20 protein-coding genes and 7 tRNA genes are annotated in these 23,892 nt (G+C 40.1%); 22 read left to right on the forward strand and 5 right to left on the reverse strand.

The window, feature by feature from the left end; translation table 11 throughout:
- The first annotated feature begins 91 nt into the window (after positions 1 to 91).
- On the forward strand, positions 92 to 1,447 hold the full coding sequence (locus H538_RS0105235) for an IS1182 family transposase (RefSeq protein WP_026676322.1): 1,356 nt from the start codon (positions 92 to 94) through the stop codon (positions 1,445 to 1,447).
- A 113-nt stretch (positions 1,448 to 1,560) separates the two neighbouring features.
- On the opposite strand, the gene ispG is transcribed toward H538_RS0105235, so the two are convergent.
- On the reverse strand, positions 1,561 to 2,664 hold the full coding sequence (gene ispG / locus H538_RS0105240; protein ID WP_026676714.1) for a flavodoxin-dependent (E)-4-hydroxy-3-methylbut-2-enyl-diphosphate synthase: 1,104 nt from the start codon (positions 2,662 to 2,664) through the stop codon (positions 1,561 to 1,563).
- Between the two features lie 113 nt (positions 2,665 to 2,777).
- Complete coding sequence (locus tag H538_RS0105245; protein ID WP_051291300.1) at positions 2,778 to 3,098, reverse strand: hypothetical protein; 321 nt, start codon at positions 3,096 to 3,098, stop codon at positions 2,778 to 2,780.
- A 171-nt stretch (positions 3,099 to 3,269) separates the two neighbouring features.
- Here H538_RS0105245 and H538_RS0105250 point away from each other — a divergent pair, with 171 nt between their 5' ends.
- Entirely contained in the window at positions 3,270 to 4,154 is an 885-nt protein-coding gene (locus tag H538_RS0105250; RefSeq protein WP_154657906.1) for a DUF1002 domain-containing protein, read from the forward strand.
- Between the two features lie 28 nt (positions 4,155 to 4,182).
- Here the strand turns inward: H538_RS0105250 and H538_RS0105255 are convergent, their stop codons facing one another.
- Positions 4,183 to 4,950: a DUF1189 domain-containing protein gene (locus tag H538_RS0105255; RefSeq protein WP_026676717.1), complete on the reverse strand. Its 768-nt coding sequence runs from the start codon at positions 4,948 to 4,950 to the stop codon at positions 4,183 to 4,185.
- Between the two features lie 161 nt (positions 4,951 to 5,111).
- On the opposite strand from H538_RS0105255, the gene H538_RS0105260 reads away from it, so the two are divergent.
- The 12 genes from H538_RS0105260 to H538_RS23105 all read left to right on the forward strand — a co-directional run bounded on the left by H538_RS0105260 (position 5,112) and on the right by H538_RS23105 (position 12,493).
- On the forward strand, positions 5,112 to 5,594 hold the full coding sequence (locus H538_RS0105260; RefSeq protein ID WP_026676718.1) for a DUF456 domain-containing protein: 483 nt from the start codon (positions 5,112 to 5,114) through the stop codon (positions 5,592 to 5,594).
- 140 nt (positions 5,595 to 5,734) lie between these two features.
- Positions 5,735 to 5,809 (forward strand) — tRNA-Asn (locus tag H538_RS0105265).
- Positions 5,810 to 5,812: 3 nt separating this feature from the next.
- Positions 5,813 to 5,889, forward strand: a tRNA-Met gene (locus H538_RS0105270).
- A 106-nt stretch (positions 5,890 to 5,995) separates the two neighbouring features.
- Positions 5,996 to 6,071, forward strand: a tRNA-His gene (locus H538_RS0105275).
- An 18-nt stretch (positions 6,072 to 6,089) separates the two neighbouring features.
- Positions 6,090 to 6,166, forward strand: a tRNA-Ile gene (locus H538_RS0105280).
- 105 nt (positions 6,167 to 6,271) lie between these two features.
- A tRNA-Ser gene (locus H538_RS0105285) sits at positions 6,272 to 6,364 on the forward strand.
- Positions 6,365 to 6,780: 416 nt separating this feature from the next.
- Positions 6,781 to 6,857 (forward strand) — tRNA-Met (locus H538_RS0105290).
- A gap of 165 nt (positions 6,858 to 7,022) precedes the next feature.
- Positions 7,023 to 7,098: transfer RNA gene (locus H538_RS0105295), tRNA-Phe, on the forward strand.
- Between the two features lie 229 nt (positions 7,099 to 7,327).
- Positions 7,328 to 7,936, forward strand: a complete 609-nt coding sequence (locus H538_RS0105300; RefSeq protein WP_026676719.1) for a superoxide dismutase — start codon at positions 7,328 to 7,330, stop codon at positions 7,934 to 7,936.
- A 131-nt stretch (positions 7,937 to 8,067) separates the two neighbouring features.
- Positions 8,068 to 9,348 carry an MFS transporter gene (locus H538_RS23100; protein ID WP_035350186.1) on the forward strand — a complete coding sequence of 427 codons (1,281 nt, stop codon included), beginning with the start codon at positions 8,068 to 8,070 and terminating at the stop codon, positions 9,346 to 9,348.
- 117 nt (positions 9,349 to 9,465) lie between these two features.
- Positions 9,466 to 11,475, forward strand: coding sequence for a peptidoglycan D,D-transpeptidase FtsI family protein (locus H538_RS0105310; protein ID WP_026676720.1), 2,010 nt, complete (start codon positions 9,466 to 9,468; stop codon positions 11,473 to 11,475).
- An 85-nt stretch (positions 11,476 to 11,560) separates the two neighbouring features.
- On the forward strand, positions 11,561 to 12,493 hold the full coding sequence (locus H538_RS23105; protein WP_035350187.1) for a PstS family phosphate ABC transporter substrate-binding protein: 933 nt from the start codon (positions 11,561 to 11,563) through the stop codon (positions 12,491 to 12,493).
- Positions 12,494 to 12,519: 26 nt separating this feature from the next.
- On the opposite strand, the gene H538_RS0105320 is transcribed toward H538_RS23105, so the two are convergent.
- Positions 12,520 to 13,008, reverse strand: coding sequence for an MltG/YceG/YrrL family protein (locus H538_RS0105320; protein WP_026676721.1), 489 nt, complete (start codon positions 13,006 to 13,008; stop codon positions 12,520 to 12,522).
- Between the two features lie 25 nt (positions 13,009 to 13,033).
- Positions 13,034 to 13,228 carry a hypothetical protein gene (locus H538_RS0105325; protein ID WP_026676722.1) on the reverse strand — a complete coding sequence of 65 codons (195 nt, stop codon included), beginning with the start codon at positions 13,226 to 13,228 and terminating at the stop codon, positions 13,034 to 13,036.
- A 395-nt stretch (positions 13,229 to 13,623) separates the two neighbouring features.
- Here H538_RS0105325 and H538_RS0105330 point away from each other — a divergent pair, with 395 nt between their 5' ends.
- The 8 genes from H538_RS0105330 to mobA all read left to right on the forward strand — a co-directional run bounded on the left by H538_RS0105330 (position 13,624) and on the right by mobA (position 23,766).
- Positions 13,624 to 14,289: a DUF4912 domain-containing protein gene (locus tag H538_RS0105330; RefSeq protein ID WP_026676723.1), complete on the forward strand. Its 666-nt coding sequence runs from the start codon at positions 13,624 to 13,626 to the stop codon at positions 14,287 to 14,289.
- A gap of 12 nt (positions 14,290 to 14,301) precedes the next feature.
- Complete coding sequence (locus H538_RS0105335) at positions 14,302 to 17,094, forward strand: 1,4-alpha-glucan branching protein domain-containing protein (protein ID WP_026676724.1); 2,793 nt, start codon at positions 14,302 to 14,304, stop codon at positions 17,092 to 17,094.
- Positions 17,095 to 19,506: a sugar phosphate nucleotidyltransferase gene (locus H538_RS0105340; protein WP_026676725.1), complete on the forward strand. Its 2,412-nt coding sequence runs from the start codon at positions 17,095 to 17,097 to the stop codon at positions 19,504 to 19,506. It begins immediately after the preceding gene.
- Positions 19,507 to 19,513: 7 nt separating this feature from the next.
- Positions 19,514 to 21,490, forward strand: coding sequence for a glycoside hydrolase family 15 protein (locus H538_RS0105345; protein ID WP_026676726.1), 1,977 nt, complete (start codon positions 19,514 to 19,516; stop codon positions 21,488 to 21,490).
- Positions 21,491 to 21,596: 106 nt separating this feature from the next.
- Complete coding sequence (gene rpmG / locus H538_RS0105350) at positions 21,597 to 21,746, forward strand: 50S ribosomal protein L33 (RefSeq protein WP_026676727.1); 150 nt, start codon at positions 21,597 to 21,599, stop codon at positions 21,744 to 21,746.
- A 60-nt stretch (positions 21,747 to 21,806) separates the two neighbouring features.
- Positions 21,807 to 22,379, forward strand: a complete 573-nt coding sequence (locus tag H538_RS0105355; RefSeq protein ID WP_026676728.1) for a 5-formyltetrahydrofolate cyclo-ligase — start codon at positions 21,807 to 21,809, stop codon at positions 22,377 to 22,379.
- Positions 22,376 to 23,158 (forward strand): DUF92 domain-containing protein, encoded by a 783-nt coding sequence (locus tag H538_RS0105360; RefSeq protein WP_026676729.1) that lies wholly within the window; start codon positions 22,376 to 22,378, stop codon positions 23,156 to 23,158. Before H538_RS0105355 ends, H538_RS0105360 begins: the two co-directional genes overlap by 4 nt.
- Positions 23,149 to 23,766 carry a molybdenum cofactor guanylyltransferase gene (mobA, locus tag H538_RS23110; protein WP_051291302.1) on the forward strand — a complete coding sequence of 206 codons (618 nt, stop codon included), beginning with the start codon at positions 23,149 to 23,151 and terminating at the stop codon, positions 23,764 to 23,766. The genes H538_RS0105360 and mobA overlap by 10 nt, the downstream gene beginning before the upstream one ends.
- The last annotated feature ends 126 nt before the right edge of the window (positions 23,767 to 23,892 follow it).

A 23,892-nucleotide genomic window follows, 5' to 3' on the forward strand; every position in this document is an offset into this window, starting at 1 on the left:
TTTCAGCTTGTAGACAAAGTCCATAATGTGGACTATGTCTACAAGCTTTTTTTATAATTAAAGTAGAATTTTCTTTGTGGGGGTTAGGTAGATGTTATCAAAGCGAAAGGAAAATAATCGTCATCAAATTGAAATGGTGGCTCTAGATGAATTGGTACCAGAGGATCATCTGGTTCGAAAAGTGGAACAAGCCATTAACTTTGATTTTATTTATCAACTAGTCGAGGATAAATATTCACTTGATAATGGCAGACCAAGTATAGATCCCGTTGTTCTCATTAAAATGGTGTTTGTGCAATACTTGTTTGGGATTCGTTCCATGAGGCAAACCATTAAGGAGATTGAAACCAATTTAGCTTATCGTTGGTTTTTAGGCTACGGATTCACAGAGAAGATCCCCCATTTTTCAACGTTCGGTAAAAACTATGAGCGACGCTTCAAGGATACGGATCTGTTTGAACGAATCTTTTATCGAATCCTAAAGGAAGCGATGGATAAAAAATTAGTCGATCCATCCGTAGCCTTCATTGACTCTACACACGTGAAGGCAAGTGCCAACAAAAAGAAATATGATAAAAAAGTGGTTCGAGTGGAAGCGAAAAGTTACCAAAAACAACTCGAACTTGAGATTAATGCTGATCGGGAAGCACATGGAAAAAAGGAATTTCCCCTACAAGATAAAGAAGAGACGAAAGAGGTCAAGGTAAGTAAGACGGACCCTGACAGTGGTTACTATGTGAAAGATGAACGTGAAAAACTTTTTGCTTATTCTGTTCATACGGCGAGTGATTCAAAAGGTTTCATTTTAGGAACCAAGGTAACGGGTGCCAATGTTCATGATAGTTGTATGTTGGATACGTTGTTGAATGAAGTGATAGAAAAGGTCGGAAAGCCGACAGCCGTTGCCGTAGATGCCGGATATAAAACCCCTTTTATCGCGAAGTATTTGATGGATCAAGAGATAAGACCCGTAATGCCGTATACGAGACCTCGCACAAAAGATGGTTACTTTAAAAAGCATGAGTATGTCTATGACGAATATTATGATTGTTACATTTGTCCGGAACAACAGGTTTTACCTTATAGAACCACTACCAGAGATGGATATAAACAGTACGCCTCTGACCCTGAAATCTGTAAGAATTGTCCATTTTTAGACAAGTGCACCCAAAGTAAAAATCATCAAAAATTAATTCATCGACATCTTTGGGAAGAGTACATAGAAGAATGTGATCATTTAAGACATACACCTGAAAATAAATATATCTATGCCAAACGTAAAGAAACGATTGAGCGGGTCTTTGCGGATGCAAAGGAGAAGCATGGCATGCGTTGGACAACCCTAAGGGGGCTTAAAAAATTGTCGATGCAGGCGATGCTTACTTTCGCTGCCATGAATCTTAAGAAGATGGCATGCTGGACGTGGAAGAAGCCATGTCCAGCATAAGATGACTACAGAAAAAACGTCAAAAGTGATGAAAAAAACAAACCCGTTCTAAAATCAAAGATTTAAAAACGGGTTTGTCAACAGTCTGAAACGGGACATTTTGTCCCGTTTTTTTAATTGACTTGCCCGGCTTTTTGTTTCGCGTAATGTTCTTCGGCAAGTTTATCGACTTCTTTTTTTAATTCATCAAGCAATTGATCTTCAGGAATCTTCCGTACAATTTCACCATGCCTGAATAATAAGCCTTCGCCCCGTGCGCCGGCAATACCGATATCCGCTTCTCTTGCTTCTCCTGGCCCGTTAACGGCACATCCAAGCACCGCAACTTTAATTGGCGCTCGAACTTTAGAAATATATTCTTCAACTTCATTCGCGATCGATATAAGATCAATTTCAATTCGTCCACATGTCGGGCATGAAATTAAAGTTGCAGCGTCCGAAAGCAACCCGAATGATTTCAACAGCTCACGCGCTACCTTCACTTCTTCTACCGGATCGGCACTTAGTGAGACACGTAATGTATTGCCAATTCCTTTATTTAAAATTACCCCAAGGCCAGCTGCACTTTTCACTGTTCCAGCAAACAGCGTACCAGATTCGGTAATGCCAAGATGAAGCGGATAGTCGAATGCTCTCGCTGCTTTTTCATATGCCTCAATGGCGAGATTGATATCTGATGCTTTCATTGACACAATAATATCATGGAAATCAAGGTCTTCAAGAATTTTAATATGGTCTAAAGCACTTTCCACCATGCCATCTGCAGTTGGATAACCGTATTTTTCAAGATATTTTTTTTCAAGAGAACCTGCGTTAACACCAATGCGAATGGGAATGCCTTTTTCTTTTGCTGCTTTAACAACAGCTTCTACCTTTTCCTTCCGGCCGATGTTGCCAGGGTTAATACGAATTTTATCGGCTCCACCTTCAATTGCTTTAAGGGCTAATTTATAATCAAAATGTATATCTACGACAAGCGGAATATTAATTCGTTTTTTTATTTCCGGAATCGCCTCTGCCGCTCTCATATCAGGACAGGCCACACGAACGATTTGACAGCCGGCTTCTTCAAGCCGTTTTATTTCAGCAACTGTCGCTTCTACATCATGGGTTTTTGTCGTTGTCATACTTTGAACTATTACTTGATTGTTCCCGCCAATTGTTAAATTTCCAACTTTTACGGGTCTCGTTTTTGAACGATGCGTTATTTCACTCATTCGTGAATCGCTCTCCTTTTACATCATTTGATACGAATTGCACCTATCATCAGTCCATTGTAGCAATCGTTTTAAAGGTTTGGCAAGAAACAAGTTATTATACGTGGCCCTGTTTATTTTTTATCCGGATAAATCGGGAATTTATATACATGCCCGATTTGAATGTCTTCCGGATGAATATTGTTAAGCAAGCGAAAATCACGGATCAGTTTAGCCATTGATCGAGGAGCGCTTTTTTGATGCAATTGTTCAACAACGGATAAAACCGTATCACCTGCTTTAACCTTCACTCGTTGATAGAAGATTTTTTCCTGGCTGTTTTTTGGAGCCATTTTTGTTTTCGCCTGAAGCGGCTCAAGCGTCCCAATTTTTAAATCATAGGCCATTGTATATATAATAAGCAAGCTTAAACAGAACAAAAAAAACTTTTTCATTAGCTTGTCCTCCTTGAACAATCTTTGGGACAAATATATGTGAAGACGATGAAATTATGACACCCATCTTTTAAAAAATAATATTTCTAGCCGATATAGAAATTGTGGTGTAAAATGATGTGCATAGCTTTTTGTATAAGCTATATATACTTTTTAAGAGGTGGATCTTTTATGAAGAAGATTTGCAAATGGTTATTGCCATTATTTTTAATTACGCTAATTTGGGTTCCGAAACATGCATTTGCTGATAGTGCTCCAGGGGATGTTATCGTTACATTGGGTGAAGATTTAACTTCTGAACAAAAAACAAAAATCTTAAATGAGATGGGTGTACCTTCAAACGTTGAAGCGATTACCGTTTCAAATAAAGAAGAATACGAATATCTTGGTAAGTATATTTCCAGGGCGAAAATCGGAACGAGAGCCATTTCTTCGGCCAAAATAACACTTGCTGAAACAGGGAAGGGACTTCACGTAAAAACGAATCATATTAATTGGGTAACCGCTGATATGATCACAAACGCACTTGTAACCGCAGGGGTTAAAGATGCCGATATATATGTTACGGCCCCATTTGACGTATCAGGAACGGCCGCATTAACCGGTATCTTAAAAGCTTATGAAACAAAGACAGATATTACTATTCCAGAAGGCCAAAAACAAGTGGCCAATGAAGAAGTCATTAAAACAGCGCAGCTTGGGGATCGGATTGGAACAGATAAAGCAACTCAATTAATAACGGAAATTAAACAAGAATTAGCAAAAAATCCGGCAAAAACTACTGAAGAAATGCAGGCGCTTATTCAGCGGGTTGCCGACAGGCTCGGGATCACATTAACCGATGCGGATTTAAAGAGTCTTGTTGCATTATTTGATCATATGAAGGATGTTCATATTGACTGGGATAAAGTAAAAGACGGATTACAAAATGTAAGAGATAACTTAAATCATGTCATCAACAAAGAGGAAACGAAAAATTTCCTTGAGAAAATACTTGATTTTATCATGAATATAATTAATGCGATTATAGATTTCTTTAAAGGGTTGTTTGCATGAAAAAAGAGGCTGGATTTCAGCCTCTTTTTTAAACCCTTCGCGGTGGAACTTCTTTTATTACGAGCCAGATCATGATAATTGCTACAGCCCAATAAATGATAAATGAAAAAGGAACAAAAATCCGAAAAGCATCCATTAATGCGAAAAAGACGGTCGGCAAGGTAACGGAATAAGCGGATAGTCTCCATAAATGGCGGAAAGAAAGTTTTCTATTCACCGCATTTTGAATAAACAAGCCGATAACCGCTAATACGGTTACACCAATAAATTTCGATGCCGTTGTAAATATATAAAGAATGACCATACTTATCATTATAATAATAGGCAGTAAGTCGGAAAGATCTTTGCTAAACTTAAGTACATCATTTTTCGTAACTTCAATAGTGCCTAACACTGAATAAGGCATTTTGCTTACATTTCCTCCGGCCTTAACAACAAGCTCATTTGGAAGCAATGCAATAACATTCGAATAATTGTTAATGTCACTCATTGAAATCGTTCCTGTAGTATCTAAAATGATCGTTTGATCGTCTTCTGTTTGAATATAAGGCTTTTTTTCGTTAGAAGTTAAATGTCCATTTGATAATTGAAAAGAAGGAATATCTGTTTCTAATGATTGTTTAAATTCTTCAACACCATTTTTTAATGAGAGTGAGAAGATAATTCCAAACGGCAACGTTGTCAAAAACGTAAGAAAAAAGATATAGCCGATGGTTTTACCAATCCCTTGAAAACGAAATTTCACGATATCTTTCGGTGAATACAAACTTAAAATAAGCTGTTTGACGATATTCATTAATTTTTTCTCCTCACTTACACTTGTTGATTACTTTATTATTTTAGCGGAAAATTCATTTGTAAACAATGGATATACAAATGTTCGTTATCATTGTACATAGAAAAGAAAAAAGGTAAAATAATAGAAGAAAAACGACAATCTCATAAGGAGCATATCTGGTGGATACGTTATATTGGATTTTGATCGCTCTCTCGTTTTTGCTTGCCTTTGTCGCATTGTTTTACCCAATTTTGCCTGGTGTTCTTTTTTTGGCGTTAGGATTTATTTTGTATGGCGTCTTTTATTCATTTACGCCATTTACGATACCGTTTATCATCATTCAGGCGATTTTATTTATTAGCCTTTTCGTCGTCGATTATGTAAGTAATTTGTATGGAGTTAAGAGAAAAGGAGGATCGAAAGCGGCGATTTGGGGAAGTACAATTGGTTTAATAGTCGGACCATTTGTTATTCCTATTGCTGGACTTCTTGTCGGGCCGTTTTTAGGAGCCGTATTGGCAGAGATAATTGTTCATAAAAAATCGTTTCCCGAAGCTTTTCGTGTAGGAATTGGCTCGTTGTTAGGGTTTATTGGAGGAACGATTGTAAAGATTTTTGTTCAGTTAATTATGATCTGCTATTTTTTATGGGTTGTTTTGTGAAATGCCGCTTGCGTAGAAAGGAAGGCGCGTGCTATAGTAAATCTTGCCGAAGAATAAAGGCGTTAATTAGTGATTAATTATTGACAGTATAGCATTGGTTGTGATATAGTAATAGTTGTCCATAATTGACACTTAATTATTCCACAGTAGCTCAGTGGTAGAGCTATCGGCTGTTAACCGATCGGTCGCAGGTTCGAGTCCTGCCTGTGGAGCCATATGGCGGTGTAGCTCAGCTGGCTAGAGCGTACGGTTCATACCCGTGAGGTCGGGGGTTCGATTCCCTCCGCCGCTACCATATTGGAACTTAGAAGTGGGAAGTTGGAAATTAGACGAAATGTTTTGCTTCGTTGAATTACAAGAAGTTCCAACCTCTAGACTTCGCATCTAATATTTAGAATATGGCGGTCGTGGCGAAGTGGTTAACGCACCGGATTGTGGTTCCGGCATTCGTGGGTTCGATTCCCATCGGCCGCCCCATTTTCCAATACATAGCATGGACCCTTAGCTCAGTTGGTCAGAGCGGTCGGCTCATAACCGATTGGTCGTAGGTTCGAGTCCTACAGGGTCCACCATACTAGAAATTAGAAGTGTGAAGTTGGAAATTGGATTTACAACTAAATCCGGAGAAGTATTTTATAGATCTAACTTCTTACCTTTTAATATCTAACATCCAACCCGGAGGTATACCCAAGTCTGGCTGAAGGGATCGGTCTTGAAAACCGACAGGGGTGTAAAAGCCCGCGGGGGTTCGAATCCCTCTACCTCCTCCATTTTATTTACTTCTTCATATCATCGCGGGGTGGAGCAACGAGCATAACATCGTGAATTACTACGAGTTGTCTCGACGCATCAAACCACGAAGCAAAACTGGAAGAGGAAGAGACAGTCTTCGGTCTCAGCATCATCCATAAGCTTTCATATCATCGCGGGGTGGAGCAACGAGCATAACGTCGTGAATTACTACGAGTTGTCTCGACGCATCAAACCACGAAGCAAAACTGGAAGAGGAAGAGACAGTCTTCGGTCTCAGCATCATCCATAAGCTTTCATATCATCGCGGGGTGGAGCAACGAGCATAACGTCGTGAATTACTACGAGTTGTCTCGACGCATCAAACCACGAAGCAAAACTGGAAGAGGAAGAGACAGTCTTCAGTCTCAGCATCATCCATAAACTTTCATATCATCGCGGGGTGGAGCAGTCTGGTAGCTCGTCGGGCTCATAACCCGAAGGTCGCAGGTTCAAATCCTGTCCCCGCAACCAAAATACATATTGGCTCGATAGCTCAGTCGGTAGAGCAACGAGCAAATCATCATGAATTAACGGCGAGTTGTCCCGACGCAACCTGCTACAGAGAGAAAACTAGTAGAGGAAGGGACAGAGGACTGGTTATTCCTCAGATCAGATTATGCGATATTAATAAATAATGGCTCGATAGCTCAGTCGGTAGAGCAGAGGACTGAAAATCCTCGTGTCGGCGGTTCGATTCCGTCTCGAGCCACCATACATAATCCAACCCCCTTACAGAAATCCTTTTCTGTGAGGGGGTTTACGTTTGTTTTAACAAATAAAACATAATATGAGGTTTATTCGTTGATAATAACGGTTAAATCTGATAATGTAAGTAATAGAAAGACTTAATAAACTTTATTGTTGCTTAACTCTGGTTTCACTTTCCGGGGGATTCCCTCGGAAATGAAAATAAATTTGATTACATATAGGAGGAGATTAGTATGGCTTTTGAATTACCTGCATTACCTTATGCTGCAAATGCACTTGAACCTCATATTGATGAGCAAACAATGAACATCCACCATGACAGACATCACAAAACTTATGTGGACAATTTAAATGCTGCAATTGAAGGTCAGGCTGAACTAACTAGCAAAAGTATTGAAGAATTAATTTCTAATTTAGATGCAGTACCAGAAAACATTCGCACTGCTGTACGCAACAATGGTGGCGGACATGCAAACCACAGTCTGTTCTGGGAAATCTTAAAGCCAGGTGGGGCAAAAGAGCCAACCGGAGCTCTTGCTGATAAGATCAACAGCAAATTTGGAAGCTTTGATAAATTCAAAGAAGAATTTGCAAATGCTGCAAAAGGCCGCTTCGGTTCTGGATGGGCATGGTTAGTTGTTAACAATGGAGAGCTTGAAGTAACAAGCACACCTAATCAGGATAACCCATTAATGGAAGGGAAAACGCCGATTCTAGGCCTTGACGTTTGGGAACATGCCTATTATTTAAAATACCAAAACAAACGTCCGGACTACATTAACGCATTCTGGAATGTAGTTAACTGGGATGAAGTAGCAAAACGTTACGAAGAAGCAAAATAAAAAGATGTTAAAAATCCGTTGTCTTAAAAAGCAACGGATTTTTTCATGCAATAGTATCCAATTTCAATATATACGAATAGCCCTTTTTTTAATGAGAAAACTACGATTGTATTAAAAAGGGGCGGTTTTAAATGAAAAACGGTAAAAAGCTTGGGAATTTAATATTGACAAAGGATCTTCTTCTTCTTTTAGTCGTGGGGGGGTTATTTTATTTAAGCACTTCATTATCAAACACGTTTGTTAACATTTATCTTTGGAAACAATCCGGTAACCTTGTTGATATTGCTTTATACAATTTGTCGATTGTTGTCGTACAACCTGTTTCATTTTACTTTGCAGGAAAGCTGGCTAAGCGAATAGACAGAGTCATCATCATTCGGATTGGTGTGACCATGTTGTCGATATTCTACATAACCGTCTTGCTGTTGAACCAGCACGCCGATCAATTTATGCTTTTACTTGGCGGGTTGCTTGGACTGGGGCTCGGGTTTTATTGGCTGGCATTTAATGTTTTAACTTTTGAAGTGACAGAACCGGATACGAGGGACTTTTTTAACGGTTATTTAGGTGTTCTTTCCTCATTTTCTGGAATGATTGGCCCATTATGTGCAGGCTTGCTAATTTCAAAAATGAATAAATTTACAGGGTATAATGTGATTTTCAGCTTATCCCTTTTTTTATTCGTTGCCGCGGTACTCACCACCTTTTTTTTAGGCAGGAGAAAAGCGGAGGGAGATTACTGTGTCAAAGAAATTTATAAAGCCCGCCAGGTGAATAAAAATTGGGGAAGAATTTTAAAAGCGCATTTTCTTCAGGGAATGAGGGAAGGAGTCTTTGCTTTCGTTATTATTATCTGGGTGTATACAGCATCGAAAAGCGAAATGGCTCTTGGCACATTCAGTTTTGCGCAGTCCGCCGTTTCTTTTGTTTGTTACTATCTTGCGTCGCGTATCATTACGCCTAAACGCCGGAAAGAAGCTATTTTTCTAGGTGGTTTGCTTCTTTTTATAACCCCTTTTTTATTGCTTTTTAAACTATCGTTTCCATTGCTGATGACTTATGGCATTATTGTTTCATTTGCTTTTCCGATCTTGCTTGTTCCATATGTTTCATTAACATATGATGTCATTGGACGCTCAAAAAATGCCGGGAAGATGCGAATCGAATATGTAGTTGTTCGCGAATTGTATTTGAATGCCGGACGAGTTTTTTCGATTGTCGTATTACTCTTTACGCTGTTGTTTGTAAAAAGTGAGACAGCCATTCCTGTTTTGCTCCCGGTCCTCGGGGCTGGCCATTTTTTCATCTATTTTTTTGTCAAACCGATTCATTTATCGAATCCCAAAAATAGAAATGCCATGGAGGAAGTTGCGGAAAATTTAGCAGATGGCGATGGTCGGTCAAACCTGTAATGATATTCTTTTGAATTACTTATGAACCATGTTAAAATTATTTCAGTATAATTTTTGTTAAAAAAACGACACCACTTTAAAAAGTTGGTGTCATCATTTTTCGCAAGGGTGGATGGAATGCAGAAAAAAAAGAAAAAAAGTCATGTTCCGTTTCGGCTAAACGCCTTATTTTTATCCGTTTTTCTTCTTTTTTCAATCCTTATTTTCCGATTAGGATATGTCCAAATTGTAAAAGGGGCTGAATATAAACAAACGTCAGATCAGACGGATAATGTAACGACAAAATTGGATGCGCCGCGTGGTAAAATATACGATAGGGATCACCGGGTAGTTGTAAATAATAAGCCTGTTTATTCGATTACCTATACGCGAATGCAAAATTCGACGGCTGAAGACCGTCTGAAGCTGGCAGAGAAGCTTTCTCACTTTATTCATAAAGATACGAGTGAAGTAACAGAAAGAGATAAAAAAGACTTTTTCATTCTATTGCATAAAAAAGAGGTAGAAAAAAGAATAACTGCGAAAGAAAAAAAGAAATTGAACGATGATCAAATTTACCAGCTGGAATTGGACAGGGTGACCAAAAAAGATCTTGATCAGCTAACTGACCATCAATTAGAAGTGCTTGCGATCAAACGAGAATTGGACGGTGGCTACAGCATGTCGCCGCAAAGGGTAAAAGTGGGCGTTACAGAAAAGGAGATTGCGAGAATCAGCGAACATTTAAAAGAATTGCCAGGAATCGACATAAAGCCTGATGCCCAGAGGGATTACCCGTTTGGCAATTCATTTAAAGGAATTCTCGGACAAGTAAAGCAAATTCCGAAATCAAAAATGGACTATTATTTAGCAAGAGGAAATGATAGAAATGATCTTGTCGGGACTAGCTTTTTAGAAGAACAGTATGAATCGGTGCTAAGAGGAAAAAAATCAAAGATCGAGTATATGACAGATAAAGCAGGAAATCCAATAGGCGATCCGATCGAAAAGAAAGGAGAACGGGGCGATGATTTAGTATTAACCGTTGATATGGATTTCCAAAAGAAAGTCGAAAACATTATTGAAAGTGAACTAAAAGAATCGAAGTCTGGAAGTTTCGCCTATGCTAACAGGGATCTGAAAGAAGCGTATGTCACGGTGATGAATCCGAATACTGGCGAAATCTTGGCGATGGCTGGAAAACAATATGATCCGAAAACCGGACGCTATAAAAATGACCCGTATGGGAATGTTTACGACTCCTTTGCAGCGGGATCGGTTGTTAAAGGGGCAACGGTTTTAGCAGGGCTCCAATCTGGCGTGATAACGCCAAATACGCATTTTTATGATGCCCCATTAAACTTTGGGGATGGACGTGTCATGAAATCCGTAGAGAATATGGGCAGTATCGGACCATTAACGGCCCTTGAGCGGTCATCTAATGTTTATATGTGGAATATTGCGATGAGACTAGCTGGTTATGATTATAGTAAAAAGCGGTTTATCCATGAAAACGTTGAGGGGGCTTTCCGCACGCTCAGAAATACGTATGCCCAGTTTGGTTTAGGTGTTCCAACTGGGATTGATTTACCGTCAGAAGCAACCGGTTACCATACAGGAATCAGCGATGATCTTGCGCAGGCGATGTTTTTTGCAATTGGTCAATTCGATACGTACACACCGCTTCAGCTTGCTCAATATGTCTCAACGATAGCAAACGACGGATACCGGATGCAGCCTCATCTTGTCAAAGAAATAAGAGAACCTTCTGAGGATCCAAATAAACTAGGTAAACTCGTTACACGCATCGAACCGAATGTGTTAAATCGGATCGATATGAAAAAGTCTGATATTGAGCTTGTCCAAAAAGGCTTTAGGTTGGTAATGTCTGGGGCTCACGGGACAGCAGCCCCACGCTTTTCACATAAAAGCTATTTGCCTGCGGGTAAATCAGGTACGGCACAGGTTGACATCAAAACAGGAATGGATAACCGAACATTAATTGCGTATGCTCCGTATAAGCATCCGGAAGTTGCCATTTCTGTCGTCGTACCGAACGTTAGAGCAGATACACCGAACTATGAAATTGGTGAAAAAGTATTGGACACTTATTTCGAGATGAAGGATAAGGGTGAACCAACTAAATAAAAAAGCAACAAAAAAGTGCGCTTTAAGCGCACTTTTTTTCATATTGGGGAAAGCTAAAGAGTAAAAAGATGAACGGGTGAAAACGATGAAATTTGTTAACATATCGCTCATTTTGCTGTTTCTGTTTTTATTTCCTTCAGGTGGCGCTTCTAGCGGGAATGAAAAGCTAAACGGGGAAGTGAGAATCAATGGCTCATCAACCGTCTTTCCCATCATGGCAGCTGTTTCAGAGGAGTTTCGCTATCGCTATCCGCTTGTTAAAGCTCCTGTCGGCATTTCCGGGACGGGAGGAGGTTTTGAGAAATTTTTAAAAGGGGAAATTGATATCAGTAGTGCTTCAAGACCGATTAACGAAGAAGAAAAGAAAGTGGCAGCTAAGGCGGGCATTCGTTACACGGAATTTCAAATCGCATATGATGGTTTAACGATCATTGTCAAGAAAGATAACAATTTCATTGATTTTTTAACGCTAGAGGAGTTGCGAAAAATTTTCAGCGAATCGTCTTTCATCAAAACATGGTCTGATATCCGAAAAGGGTGGCCGAAAAAAAAGATCGAAGTGTATAGTCCGGGGGCAGATTCAGGAACGTATCAATATTTCGAAAAAACGGTTCTTCAAAATCACCCGATCAGGCATGACGTGCAATTTTCGGAAGATGATAATGTCCTTGTTCACGGGGTAGCAGCATCCAATTATGCGATCGGCTATTTTGGATATGCGTATTATTCAACAAACCAAAATCGGTTAAAAGCGATTCCAGTTGACAGCGGTTCTGGGCCTGTTTCCCCGAATGCAAAATCGATCAAATCAGGCCAATATTCACCGCTGTCTCGTCCGCTATACATTTATGTAAACAATAAAGCGATCAAGGAACGCAAGGCCGTTTATTCCTATGTGAAATTCGCGATTACATACGGGGGCAAGCTTGCTTCATCAAAAGAAATAGGATATGTGCCGCTCCCCAAGCGCCAATATGAATGCCAATTAAAAAAACTAAAAATGCTGAAACGTTTGTAGTAAAAAGAGGAACCTTTTAAGGTTCCTCAAGTAATTGTGTCAGCGAGTTTTTTATATGTCATTTTACTATTCACTTTATATTTACCGGCCCTGACAGCACCTTCAAGTTTGTGTTTTCGCAAGTATTTTAAGAAGTCATCTCCGTCTTTAATGATTTTATGTTTTTCCAAGAAATCACAAACTTCACTTGTAGCCATTCCTTTAGATACAGTTAATGTCGCTTTTTCGACAGTTTCTTGTTTTGGTTCTTCTTTTTTTTCTGTTGGCTTGGCATTTTTTTCTGGTTGATTTGTTTCAGTATTGGCAGTTGTAGTTACCGTTTTTTGTTTTTCAGTTAAAGCTTTCAGTTCATCATTGGAAATAGCTACTTGATTATGATCTTTTAAGTATTGATCTACTTCTTCGCTAGATAAATTAGCATTATTTTTCGTATCGGATGTATAATAAATAGCTGCAAGAATTCCGGTGGCTACAATGATCCCCGCTGCAAATGCGCGTATTGTCGTACTGTTCATTATAGGATCCCTCTTTAATTATAGTTTAATTATTTTTATCATTAATCATGATCTCATCTTCTAAAATCTTTAGCTTTTTATTTACCTGGTACATTTCCTTCATTAATTGTATCGAGAAATTCTCTAATTGAACTTCCAGGTTATTGCTTTTATCCTTTTTAATAGACACAAGCAATAAAATGACTCCTATTAACAATAGTCCGAAAATTGCGTATTCCATAATATCCTCCTCCAAAAGCATTCTACACTATATCTTTATATCATAGACTTGTCTTTCATAGTATAATTTTCGCCAAATCTCGTCAAAAAATCTATGATTCCTCGCGCTTCCATTCCTTTAAAATCCAATTATTCCAGCAGTTATGTAGATTCCTGTAGATTTTTTGGTTTATTTAGAATATTGCTGTAAAATCGTTGGAAAGCAAACGGTTCCAAAAAATTTACAATGTTAGAAAAGGCAGATACGCTCTATTGTCTACATTTTTCTACATTTTTAGTTTATTGTGAGGAATTCCTATCGATGTTATGATTGCTTCGAATCTCGGAAACAAACAATAATACGTTCTTATGGACGTTAATATATTGATGTAGAGACTAATTAAGAGGTGAAAAAGCTTGATTAACGAGATTGTGAAATTAAAAGAAGAAGGTCTGACTCTTCAGCAAATTGCTGAAAAAATGAATACGACAGTAGGAAAGGTACAGTACAGGTGGAATAAGTACCGGCTGAAAATGAACCATTCAGCTAAACTTGCCGAACTTCCGGAACGCGAGAACGATCAAAAAGAGGAACTTCATGAGAATTTCGAATGGACGATACCCCCCGAATATAATGAGGATGATCTATTTTCAATGGTTCATTCACCTACCGCTATTTTCGCTTATTGGAGTCTATCTGATTCAAAACGACATATGGTTGAACATCATTTCCGCACTCCGTGGCAATCCCTGCCAAAACGTTTGAAAGTTTATGATGTGACTGATATTGAGTTTCACGGGCATAATTCTCATCGCAGTTTTGAAATAGAGTTGCCTGAAATGACGAATAATTGGTTTATAAGAGGGCTTGAGCCGAACCGTTCATACTGTGTTGATCTTGGAACGAAAACGTTTGACGGCAGCTTTTTTACTATTTTACGGTCCAATACAATTGAAACCCCGAGAATCGAAGCCGATAGTTTACAGGCTGAAAAAGTGCTGAATTGGAAATCGGGAAATGTAGCAGAGCCGGAATGGCTTGAAAATTTCTGCAGCTATTCATATTACCAAAAAATTAGATAGGAGTTTACTAGAATGAAAAACGGGTACTTCTCATTTATTTTACATGCTCATCTCCCTTATGTGAGGCACCGGGAGGCCAACCGCCTGGAAGAAAGATGGGTATTTGAAGCAATGACCGAAACCTATATCCCGTTATTATGGGTTCTACAAGAGCAAGAACAACCTGCATGCTTTGGCATTTCATTTTCGCCCCCTGTACTCGAAATGCTTTCTGATCCTGTCGTGCAGCGGAGATATGTTCACTATCTTGAAAACACCGAAGAACTCATTCGGAAAGAAAAGAGTTTGAATCCATCTGGAATGATAGCCGATATCGTTCGATTTTACGAAAAACGCTATAAGAAAATACGAGAGACGTTTTATCAATGGGGGCAAAATTTGATCAATGGCTTTAAGCATTACGAAGCCGAGGGGAAAATTGAATGTTTTACAACGGCAGCGACACACGCTTTTTTGCCTTACATTCAAACAAAAGAAGCATTAAGAGCCCAGATCGTCCATGGAATACTTACGTTTGAAAAACATTTCGGCAAACGGCCGGCCGGTTTCTGGTTGCCTGAGTGTGCCTATACCCCGGGAGTCGATAAAATTTTATTTGAGGAAGGGATTCGTTATACCTTTGTTGATGAACATACGTTAAAAAACGGAAGCCCAAAACCGGACAGGGAAGTGGGGGCACCAGTCTATTCGTCGCATGGAATTGTTTTGTTCCCAAGATGTGAAGCAATCAGCCAGGAAGTTTGGAGTTCGATTACTGGCTATCCTGGTGATTTTGATTACCGTGAATTTTACCGCGATATTGTCTATGACAGGGATTGGGAATATATTAAGCCACACGTTCATCCAGAAGGCTTTCGAACGGATTCCGGATTAAAATACCATCGCATTACCGGACCAACTGAAGAAAAAGCATATTATGTAAGAGAATGGGCGGAAAATAAGGCGAAAATACATGCCGAAGACTTTATTCAAACGATTGAAGAACGTTTGGAAAAGAAGAAGGAAGAATGTTACCCGCCACACCTCATTACGTCTCCGTTTGATGCGGAGTTGTTCGGACATTGGTGGTTTGAAGGACCTGACTTTCTCTCATCCGTTTTAGAAAAAGGAAGAGGACGGATCGAATTTATCACCCCATCTGAATACATTAATCGTCATTACCGCGATCTTGAAACCATTCATGCTGCCTTTTCAACATGGGGTAGGGATGGTTATGGGGATGTTTGGCTGAATGAAAAAAATGCCTGGATGTATCGCCATTTACATAAATGTGAACGGGAGATAATTTCCACGGTTGCCCGCTACTCGACTCAAGAACCACTTAGAAAACGATATATTCAACAAATGATCCGTGAATGGATGCTTGCATCAAGCTCTGACTGGGCGTTTATTGTAGACAATGACAGTGCTACGGCGTATGCCATTAACCGATTTACCGAACATATTGAACGTTTCCATAAAATTTATGAACAACTGAAATCGAACCGTATATCCTCAAGCTTTATCGTAGAGTACGAAAAAGATTATCCATTCTTAGAAACGATTGATACTACTATTTTTCAAACATCACATGATCATTACATTAAGCAACACTATAAAAATTTAAATAGCGATACTGAAAAAATGAATATTGCCATGCTTTCATGGGAATTTCCACCAATGGTCGTCGGAGGGCTTGGCCGGCATGTGTTTGATTTAGCAAAACAGCTTGTCAAACTTGGTGCGAACGTTTATGTCATTACATCGGATGTAGAAGGCTATCCCACTCATGAGATCAATGAGGGGATCCATGTATACCGGGTAAAAGGACTTCAACCGCAAAACGAAAATTTCTTCCATTGGGTTGGAAGCCTCAACTTAGCGATGATGGATCAAGTAAGAAACCTTGCCAAATTAATCCCATTCGATTGTATCCACGCCCACGATTGGCTCGTTAGCGTGGCGGCTAAAGGATTGAAGCAAGAACTTTCCATTCCGCTTATTGCGACCATTCATGCAACCGAACATGGCAGAAATAATGGCATTCATGACCCGCTTCAATTTGAAATTAACCAAAAAGAGTGGGAGCTTATGTTTGAGGCAGATGAAATCATTGTTTGCAGCAACCATATGAAAAATGAATTATGCGAGGTGTTTCAAGTACCTGAAAACAAAGTCACGATCCTGCCAAACGGAGTCGATCCAGAACTGTTTAAACCGGAAGCTATACATGACTATAAATACAAACAGCATGGCGAAACACTCGTTTTCTCCGTCGGTCGGATGGTAAAGGAAAAAGGGTTTCAAACGATTATTGAGGCAGCCCATCTATTAAAGAACGAACAAGATACTATTAAATTCGTAATTGCAGGAAAGGGGCCGCTTCTAGAACATTATCGCCGGGCTGTTCACGAACAGCAGCTAAGCGATATCGTCCATTTCATCGGATATGTGTCGGATGAAGAGCGTAACCGCCTTTTAGCAGAATGTGATATTGCGCTATTTCCAAGCCATTATGAACCGTTTGGCATTGTCGCCCTTGAAGGAATGATCGCGGGAAAAGCTACCGTCGTTTCGGAAACAGGCGGATTAAAAGATATTGTGAAACATGAAGAAACCGGGCTGACCATCTATCCGAATGACCCTGCAAGCCTTGCCTCTGCTGTATTAAGGCTGGCGAGAGAGCCCGGTCTAAGGAAAAAGCTTGCTTTAAGCGGAAAACATGTGGCCAAGAACGTGTTTAACTGGGAGCGAATTGCAAAGAAAACATTGAAGCTAATGGAACAAAATACACAAAAAAACAATCACGTAGGGAGCGGTGTATAAATGAAGGGTGTAATTATGGCCGGTGGAAAAGGGACACGTCTTCGCCCATTAACTTGTAATTTGCCAAAGCCAATGGTGCCTATCCTACATAAACCGGTAATGGAGTATAGCATTGAGTTATTAAAGAAATACGGCATTACAGATATTGCTGTAACGGTCCATTATCTTCCGGACGCCATTAAAAATTATTTTGGGGATGGAAGCGAGTTTGGGGTTAACCTTCATTACTTCGAGGAAACCACTCCGCTCGGCACGGCAGGAAGCATAAAAAATGCCGAAGAGTTTTTGGATGAGCGATTTATCGTCATCAGCGGTGACGCTTTAACCGATTTTAATTTACAAAAAGGGATTCAATACCATGAAGAAAAGGAATCCCTCGTCACAATTTTTATGAAACAAGTGGAATCTCCGCTTGAATATGGCGTCATTATGACAAATAAGGATGGACAGATTATCCGGTTTTTAGAAAAGCCAAGCTGGAATGAAGTGTTTAGTGATACAGTAAATACAGGCATTTACGTATTGGAACCGGAAATCTTTAACTATATCGAAAAGGACGTCCCGACGGATTTCAGTAAAGACCTATTCCCGCTTTTAATGAAAGAAGAAAGAGAATTGTACGGATATGAAGCACAAGGATATTGGTCTGATATTGGCAGCCTCCAGCAATATCGGCAATCGCATTATGACATGCTCGATGGAGCCGTCAATATCCCTATTCCGGGCAAGGAATTTAAGCCAGGCGTCTGGGTGGGAAATAACGTGGTCATCGAAGAAGGGGCTAAGCTTGAAAAGCCGGTGCACATTGCAGACGGAACCGTCATCCGAAAGGGTGCGGACGTCATAAGTTACTCGGTTATTGGGAAAAATAATGTCATCTGCTCAAAATCTTCATTAAAGAAAAGCATTCTATGGCATGATGTGTATGTCGCCGATGAGTGTGAATTAAGGGGAGCAACCATTGCCAATGGTACGTTAGTTGAACAGGGCGCAGCGATGTATGAACATGCAGTGGTAGGAAATCATTGTAAAATAGGAAAGCGTTCAACATTAAAGCCGGAAGTGAAAATATGGCCGGAAAAGGAAATTTACGAAGAAGCACTCGTTCACACGTCTCTTATCTGGGGAAGAAAAGCCACGAAATCATTATTTGGATCAAGAGGAATTACCGGTATCGCCAATGTTGAGATCACGCCTGATTATATTGCAAGGCTGGCATCAGCGTATGGAGCAGTTCTTCCACATGGTTCGACAATTGTGATTGCAAGTGATTCCCATGACTTTTCCATTATGATTAAGCAAGCATTCATTCAAGGCCTTCACTCTTCAGGAATCCATACGCTTGATACAAGCCCAACTGTTGCACCAGTTGTTCGGTATACGATCGTATCCGAAAATTTGCAAGGGGGCGTTTATGTTCGATTTACAAATCGTAAAGGCGAAAAACAGTTGAATGTAGAATTTTATGATTATAAAGGACTTCCGATTCATCCGGATGTTGAGAGAAAAATTGAGAATGCATTCTGGCAGGAAGATTATCGTCGGGCGACGTTTGATCGAATCGGCAAAGGCAGGCGATCAACACATAAAAACGAGGAGTACATCGATTCCATCTTGAATACGATTGATCGCAAAGCGATCCAGCAAACAAAATTCAGGGTTGTCGTTAACTATAATTATCAGCCGTATTTGAGCTTCATCCCTACTTTGTTTAATCGTTTAAATTGCGAAATATTGACCGTTCCGTATGAAACTAAAAATGAGGAAATGGCTAAGCTTGTCCAAGTGACAAATGCCAATCTCGGCATCCTTGTCGGAGAAGAAGCAGAGACGCTAAAGCTGATCACGGAAAAAGGTGAAATGTTAGATGAAGGTACGATGCTATCGTTATACGTACTCGTTGCCTTTTATGGCAGAAAGGCAAAACAAATCACCATTCCGGTATATGGCTCCTCCGCGCTTGATGCACTTGCCGAAAGCTTGAATGGGAAACTCATTCGTACCAAAGCGAATCCTCGGTCCATAATGGAAAGTGATGGCGGGGTGTTTAACTATCAATATGATGCCCAGTATGCATTTACCCATTTACTTGAAATGATGGCCACACAAGAACTCACATTAACAGAAATCGTAGCACTTCTTCCAAACGTCCATATGCTGCAGGAACATGTTCCATGCCCGTGGGATAAGAAAGGGAGGGTCATGAGAAGGCTAATGGAAGACATTCGGGGCAACAATGTTGAGCTCGTTGACGGGATCAAAGTATTTCACCCTGAAGGCGGTTGGACATTGATCTTGCCGGATGTCGAAAAGCCGCTATTTACCGTTTATTCGCATTCTACAGACATTGATCACGCACGGGAAGCGGCGGATCAATATGTCAATAAAATAAGACTTTATCAAAAGGTGTAGACGTACAATGGCAGGAGAGCTCGTTGTAGGAAATGGAAATATTTTAATTAATCTCGACCCTCATTTGCAAATTCGTGATATTTATTTTCCGTATGTCGGGTACCAAAATCATGTTCAAGGATACCCGAACCGTCTGGGAGTCTGGGTGAACGGTTCATTTTCCTGGCTCTCTTCAAATGAATGGGAAATTGATGCGCGTTATCATAAAGATTCACTGATTACGTTCAGTAAAGCGAAAAATGCGAATTTAGGAATCTCTCTTTTAGTGGAAGATGGCGTCCATCAACGGGAAAATATTTTCCTGCGAAAAATTTCCGTCACTAATCACTCGGATGAAAAAAAAGACGTACGTCTTTTTTTTCATCAAGATTTATCGATATATGAAACGGAAATCGGGGATACGGCTTTTTATGACCCTGAGACGGATACGATCATCCATTATAAGAAAAATCGCTACTTTTTGTTTAATGGAGAATTTGAACATACAGGGATTCAACAATATACAACTGGAATTAAACGGTTTCAGCTGGCGGAAGGTACGTGGCGTGATGCGGAAGACGGCCTTCTGCACACGAATCCGATCGCTCAAGGGTCAGTTGACAGTACGTTTTCACTTGAACAATCGATCGGACCTCATGAAACAAAGATTGCTTATTATTGGCTGACGCTGGGAAAGAAAAGAGAAGAAGCGGTTTCTTTAAATTATTATCTAAAGGAGATTGGCCCATCTTTAACACTTGATAAAATTACGGTCTATTGGCGAAAATGGATTCAAAAAGCAAATAGCATTAAAGCGGATTTATCAGAAGATATTATTGATTTATATAAAAGAAGTTTATTAATTGTTAGAACGCAAACGAATCAAAATGGTTTCATTATGGCAGCTAACGATTCGAGGATCCAACATTATAACAGGGATCATTATAGTTACATGTGGCCAAGAGATGGTGCGCTAGTCGCTGCTGCTATGACAAAAGCAGGATATCATCGGATGGTCGAAAATTTCTATCGGCGCTGTGCAGAATTAATTACTGAAGATGGATACTTGCATCATAAGTACAATCCTGATGGCTCGATCGGTTCAAGCTGGCATCCTTTAGTAGGCAAAGACGGTGAAGTCCAGCTTCCGATTCAAGAGGATGAAACAGCTCTCGTGTTATGGGCGCTCTGGCAAGATTATACGCACACGGAAGACATTGAATTTGCCCAATCCCTTTATCGTTCGTTTGTCCGTCCTGCTGCCCGTTTTCTACTCGATTATTTTGATGACCATTTTGAACTTCCAAAACCGTCTTATGATTTATGGGAAGAACGCAGGGGCATTTTTGCCTTTACGGCAAGCAGCGTTTACGGAGGGCTGATGGCCGCCTATTCATTTGCCGAACTTTTCGGTGAGCAGGAACGAGCATTAAAGTATAAACAAGGAGCCGAACGAATTAAACAGGGGATATCTACACATTTGTATGATTCTGAAATCGGGCGGTTCATCCGTGGAATTTATGTAGATTCATCAGGGAACGTGACAAAAGATTTGACGATTGAAAGTTCATTGTACGGTTTATTTGCTTTCGGTGTATTTAAGCCAGATGATGAGCGCATGATCGCGACGATGAACGCGATCGAAAATGAACTTTCCATCCAAACGGAGATAGGCGGGATCGCGCGCTATTATAACGACTACTATTTTCAACAAACCCATCATATCGAAATCGTTCCGGGAAATCCATGGATCATTTGTACGTTATGGCTGGCTAAATGGAAGATCGCTAAAGCTAAAAAACTATCCGATTTAAAAGAAGCATTGGCTGTTTTTCATTGGGTTGTAAAACATGCTTCTCCGAGCGGGTTATTGCCCGAGCAACTCCATCCGATGACTGGCGAGCCGTTGTCTGTCTCACCGCTTACATGGTCGCACGCAACCTTTGTTGATGTCATTGTAGATTATGTTACCGCATTTGAACGTATTTCTCAAAACACCACTTGATGAAAATAGATGTGTCTGCTATGATAGTAAAGTATGAATTATTTTTGAGATAATCAATTCAACAATGAAGTAAACCATCAATTGGTTAGGTTTGGAGGGAAACAACATGCGTGTAAACATTACTCTTGCTTGCACTGAAACAGGAGATCGCAACTACATTACAACAAAGAACAAGCGTACAAATCCTGAACGTCTTGAGCTTAAGAAGTATTGCCCAAGACTTAAGAAATACACTCTACACCGTGAAACAAAATAAGGAAAAAATGAAGTCGTCTAATCTTTTGATTTAGGCGACTTTTTTATAAGGAGTTTAACGATGGACGACAAAAACATGTTGCGGAAAGATATGAAGCAAAAATTGACGCTGCTGGATCCGGCTATTCGTGAGGAAAAAAATGACCGCATTCAACAACACATCCTTTCACATCCTTACTGGCATGAGGCAAAAGTGGTCGGGTTGACGGTTTCTCGTGGCTTTGAAGTGAATACACGGCCAATTATAGAAGAGGCCTGGACCGAAGAAAAAAAAGTCTGTGTCCCAAAATGTAACCCGAAAACAAGGGAAATGACGTTTTATTCCATTACCTCTTTTTCCGATTTAGAAAACGTCTATATGGATTTATATGAACCGATTATTGATAAGACATTTGCTGTCCGGCCGGAAGAAATCGATTTGATGATCGTTCCAGGTTTGCTTTTTAATGCAAAAGGGTACCGAATTGGGTTTGGCGGCGGTTACTATGATCGTTATTTGGAGTACTATAAAAACAGAACCCTTTCATTAGCATTTGATTTTCAAGTCATCGAACGGCTTCCAATAGAATCGTTTGACAAGCCCGTAAACGGAATTGTAACGGACAAAAGCATTTTCATGGTAGATGACAAATGATAATCATTGTAACCATCGTTCTCGGATTTTTTGTTTACATAGCATACCGGCTTTCTTTTCTGACAGCAGGTGGGGCGATCGCAAGCTGGCTCGTCGGTCTGTTTGTCTGGGTTTCTTTTCAGATCGAAGGAATTGTGCTTCTTTGTCTCTTTTTTATCACATCATCCCTTTTAAGCAAGTTTAAAAAGAAGAAAAAAATGAAGCTAAAAACGATCGAAGATGAGAGCAAAGGGAGAGAAGCAGGCCAGGTTTTTGCAAATGGCGGAGTGGCATTCATAGCGAGCGCCGGCCATTTAATGGTTCCTCATCCTTTTTGGATCGGCTTGCTTGTTGCAAGCCTGGCAGAAGCAACGGCGGATACGTGGGCCTCCGAAATCGGTGTGCTCTCCAGAAGAAAGCCGTTTCATCTTCTTCGTTTGCGACAAGTGGAAAGCGGAATTTCTGGAGCAGTTTCCATTCCTGGTTCTATAGCGGCACTTACGGGCGCCTTTGTAATGGGGGTTGCTGGAACTGAATTTCTTTTTGATCATTGGTGGCCGTTATCTATTTTGTTTACGACAGCCGGCTTTTTCGGAAATATCGTTGATACGTTTCTTGGCGGTTCCGTTCAAGTGGCGTATCGCTGCCCTATTTGTAAAATTGAAACGGAAACGACGATTCATTGTAATCACCCGACAAAACGGATCAAAGGCTATGAATGGCTGACAAATAATGTCGTGAATTTCTTATCGAGCCTGGCAGCGGGGGTTCTTGGAGGAGTGGCGGTTTTATGGATGTGAAACAAAGGAATGACTATACGGGAATTGTCTTGGCTGGAGGATGTTCATCCCGTTTTCCTTTCCATAAAGCGTTCGCTAAACGGGATCGCCAATTTTTTTATGAATATGCTATTTCTGTTCTCGAGCTCTTTACAAAAGATGTCCTCTTGCTCGTTCATCCATCGATTAAAGAGCGAATAACATTTTCAGGGGTGAAGCTAGAAGATGAGGAACCGTATAAAGGACACGGACCATTGGCCGGAATCTATACCGGTATGAAACACTCGAATAGTTCCTGGTATGCGGTTCTTTCTTGTGATATGCCATGTGTTATGGCAGATTTATTTCAGAAGCTTCATTTTGTAAAGGAAAAAAAGAGTAATGTGCAGGCCGTTATACCTGTAACAGATGGCCATATTCATCCGCTTTGTGCGATTTACCATCGAAGCTGTTTTCCCATCATTGAACAATTATTGAAAAAGGGGAAAAGGAGAGTGCGGGATTTGTTGGCGATAATTAATGTAGAGTATGTGAATGCGGGCGATCTGGGGCTAATTGCGACACAATTTCAAAACGTCAACACGATAGAGGATTATCGCACTGTCCTCGGTAGAAACGTTTCGGATTGAATAAAAAACCGTAGCTTAGCAAAAAGTAAAAGCAAGGAGGAATGAAGCGTGAAAATCCTTGTGAAAATAATCTTGTTTTTGATCTTGCTTTTCTACGGTTATCAAATGAGATACCGGTTGCTCAAT

The sequence above is a fragment of the Fictibacillus gelatini DSM 15865 genome, assembly GCF_000430745.1.
GTDB classification, from domain to species: domain Bacteria; phylum Bacillota; class Bacilli; order Bacillales; family Fictibacillaceae; genus Fictibacillus_A; species Fictibacillus_A gelatini.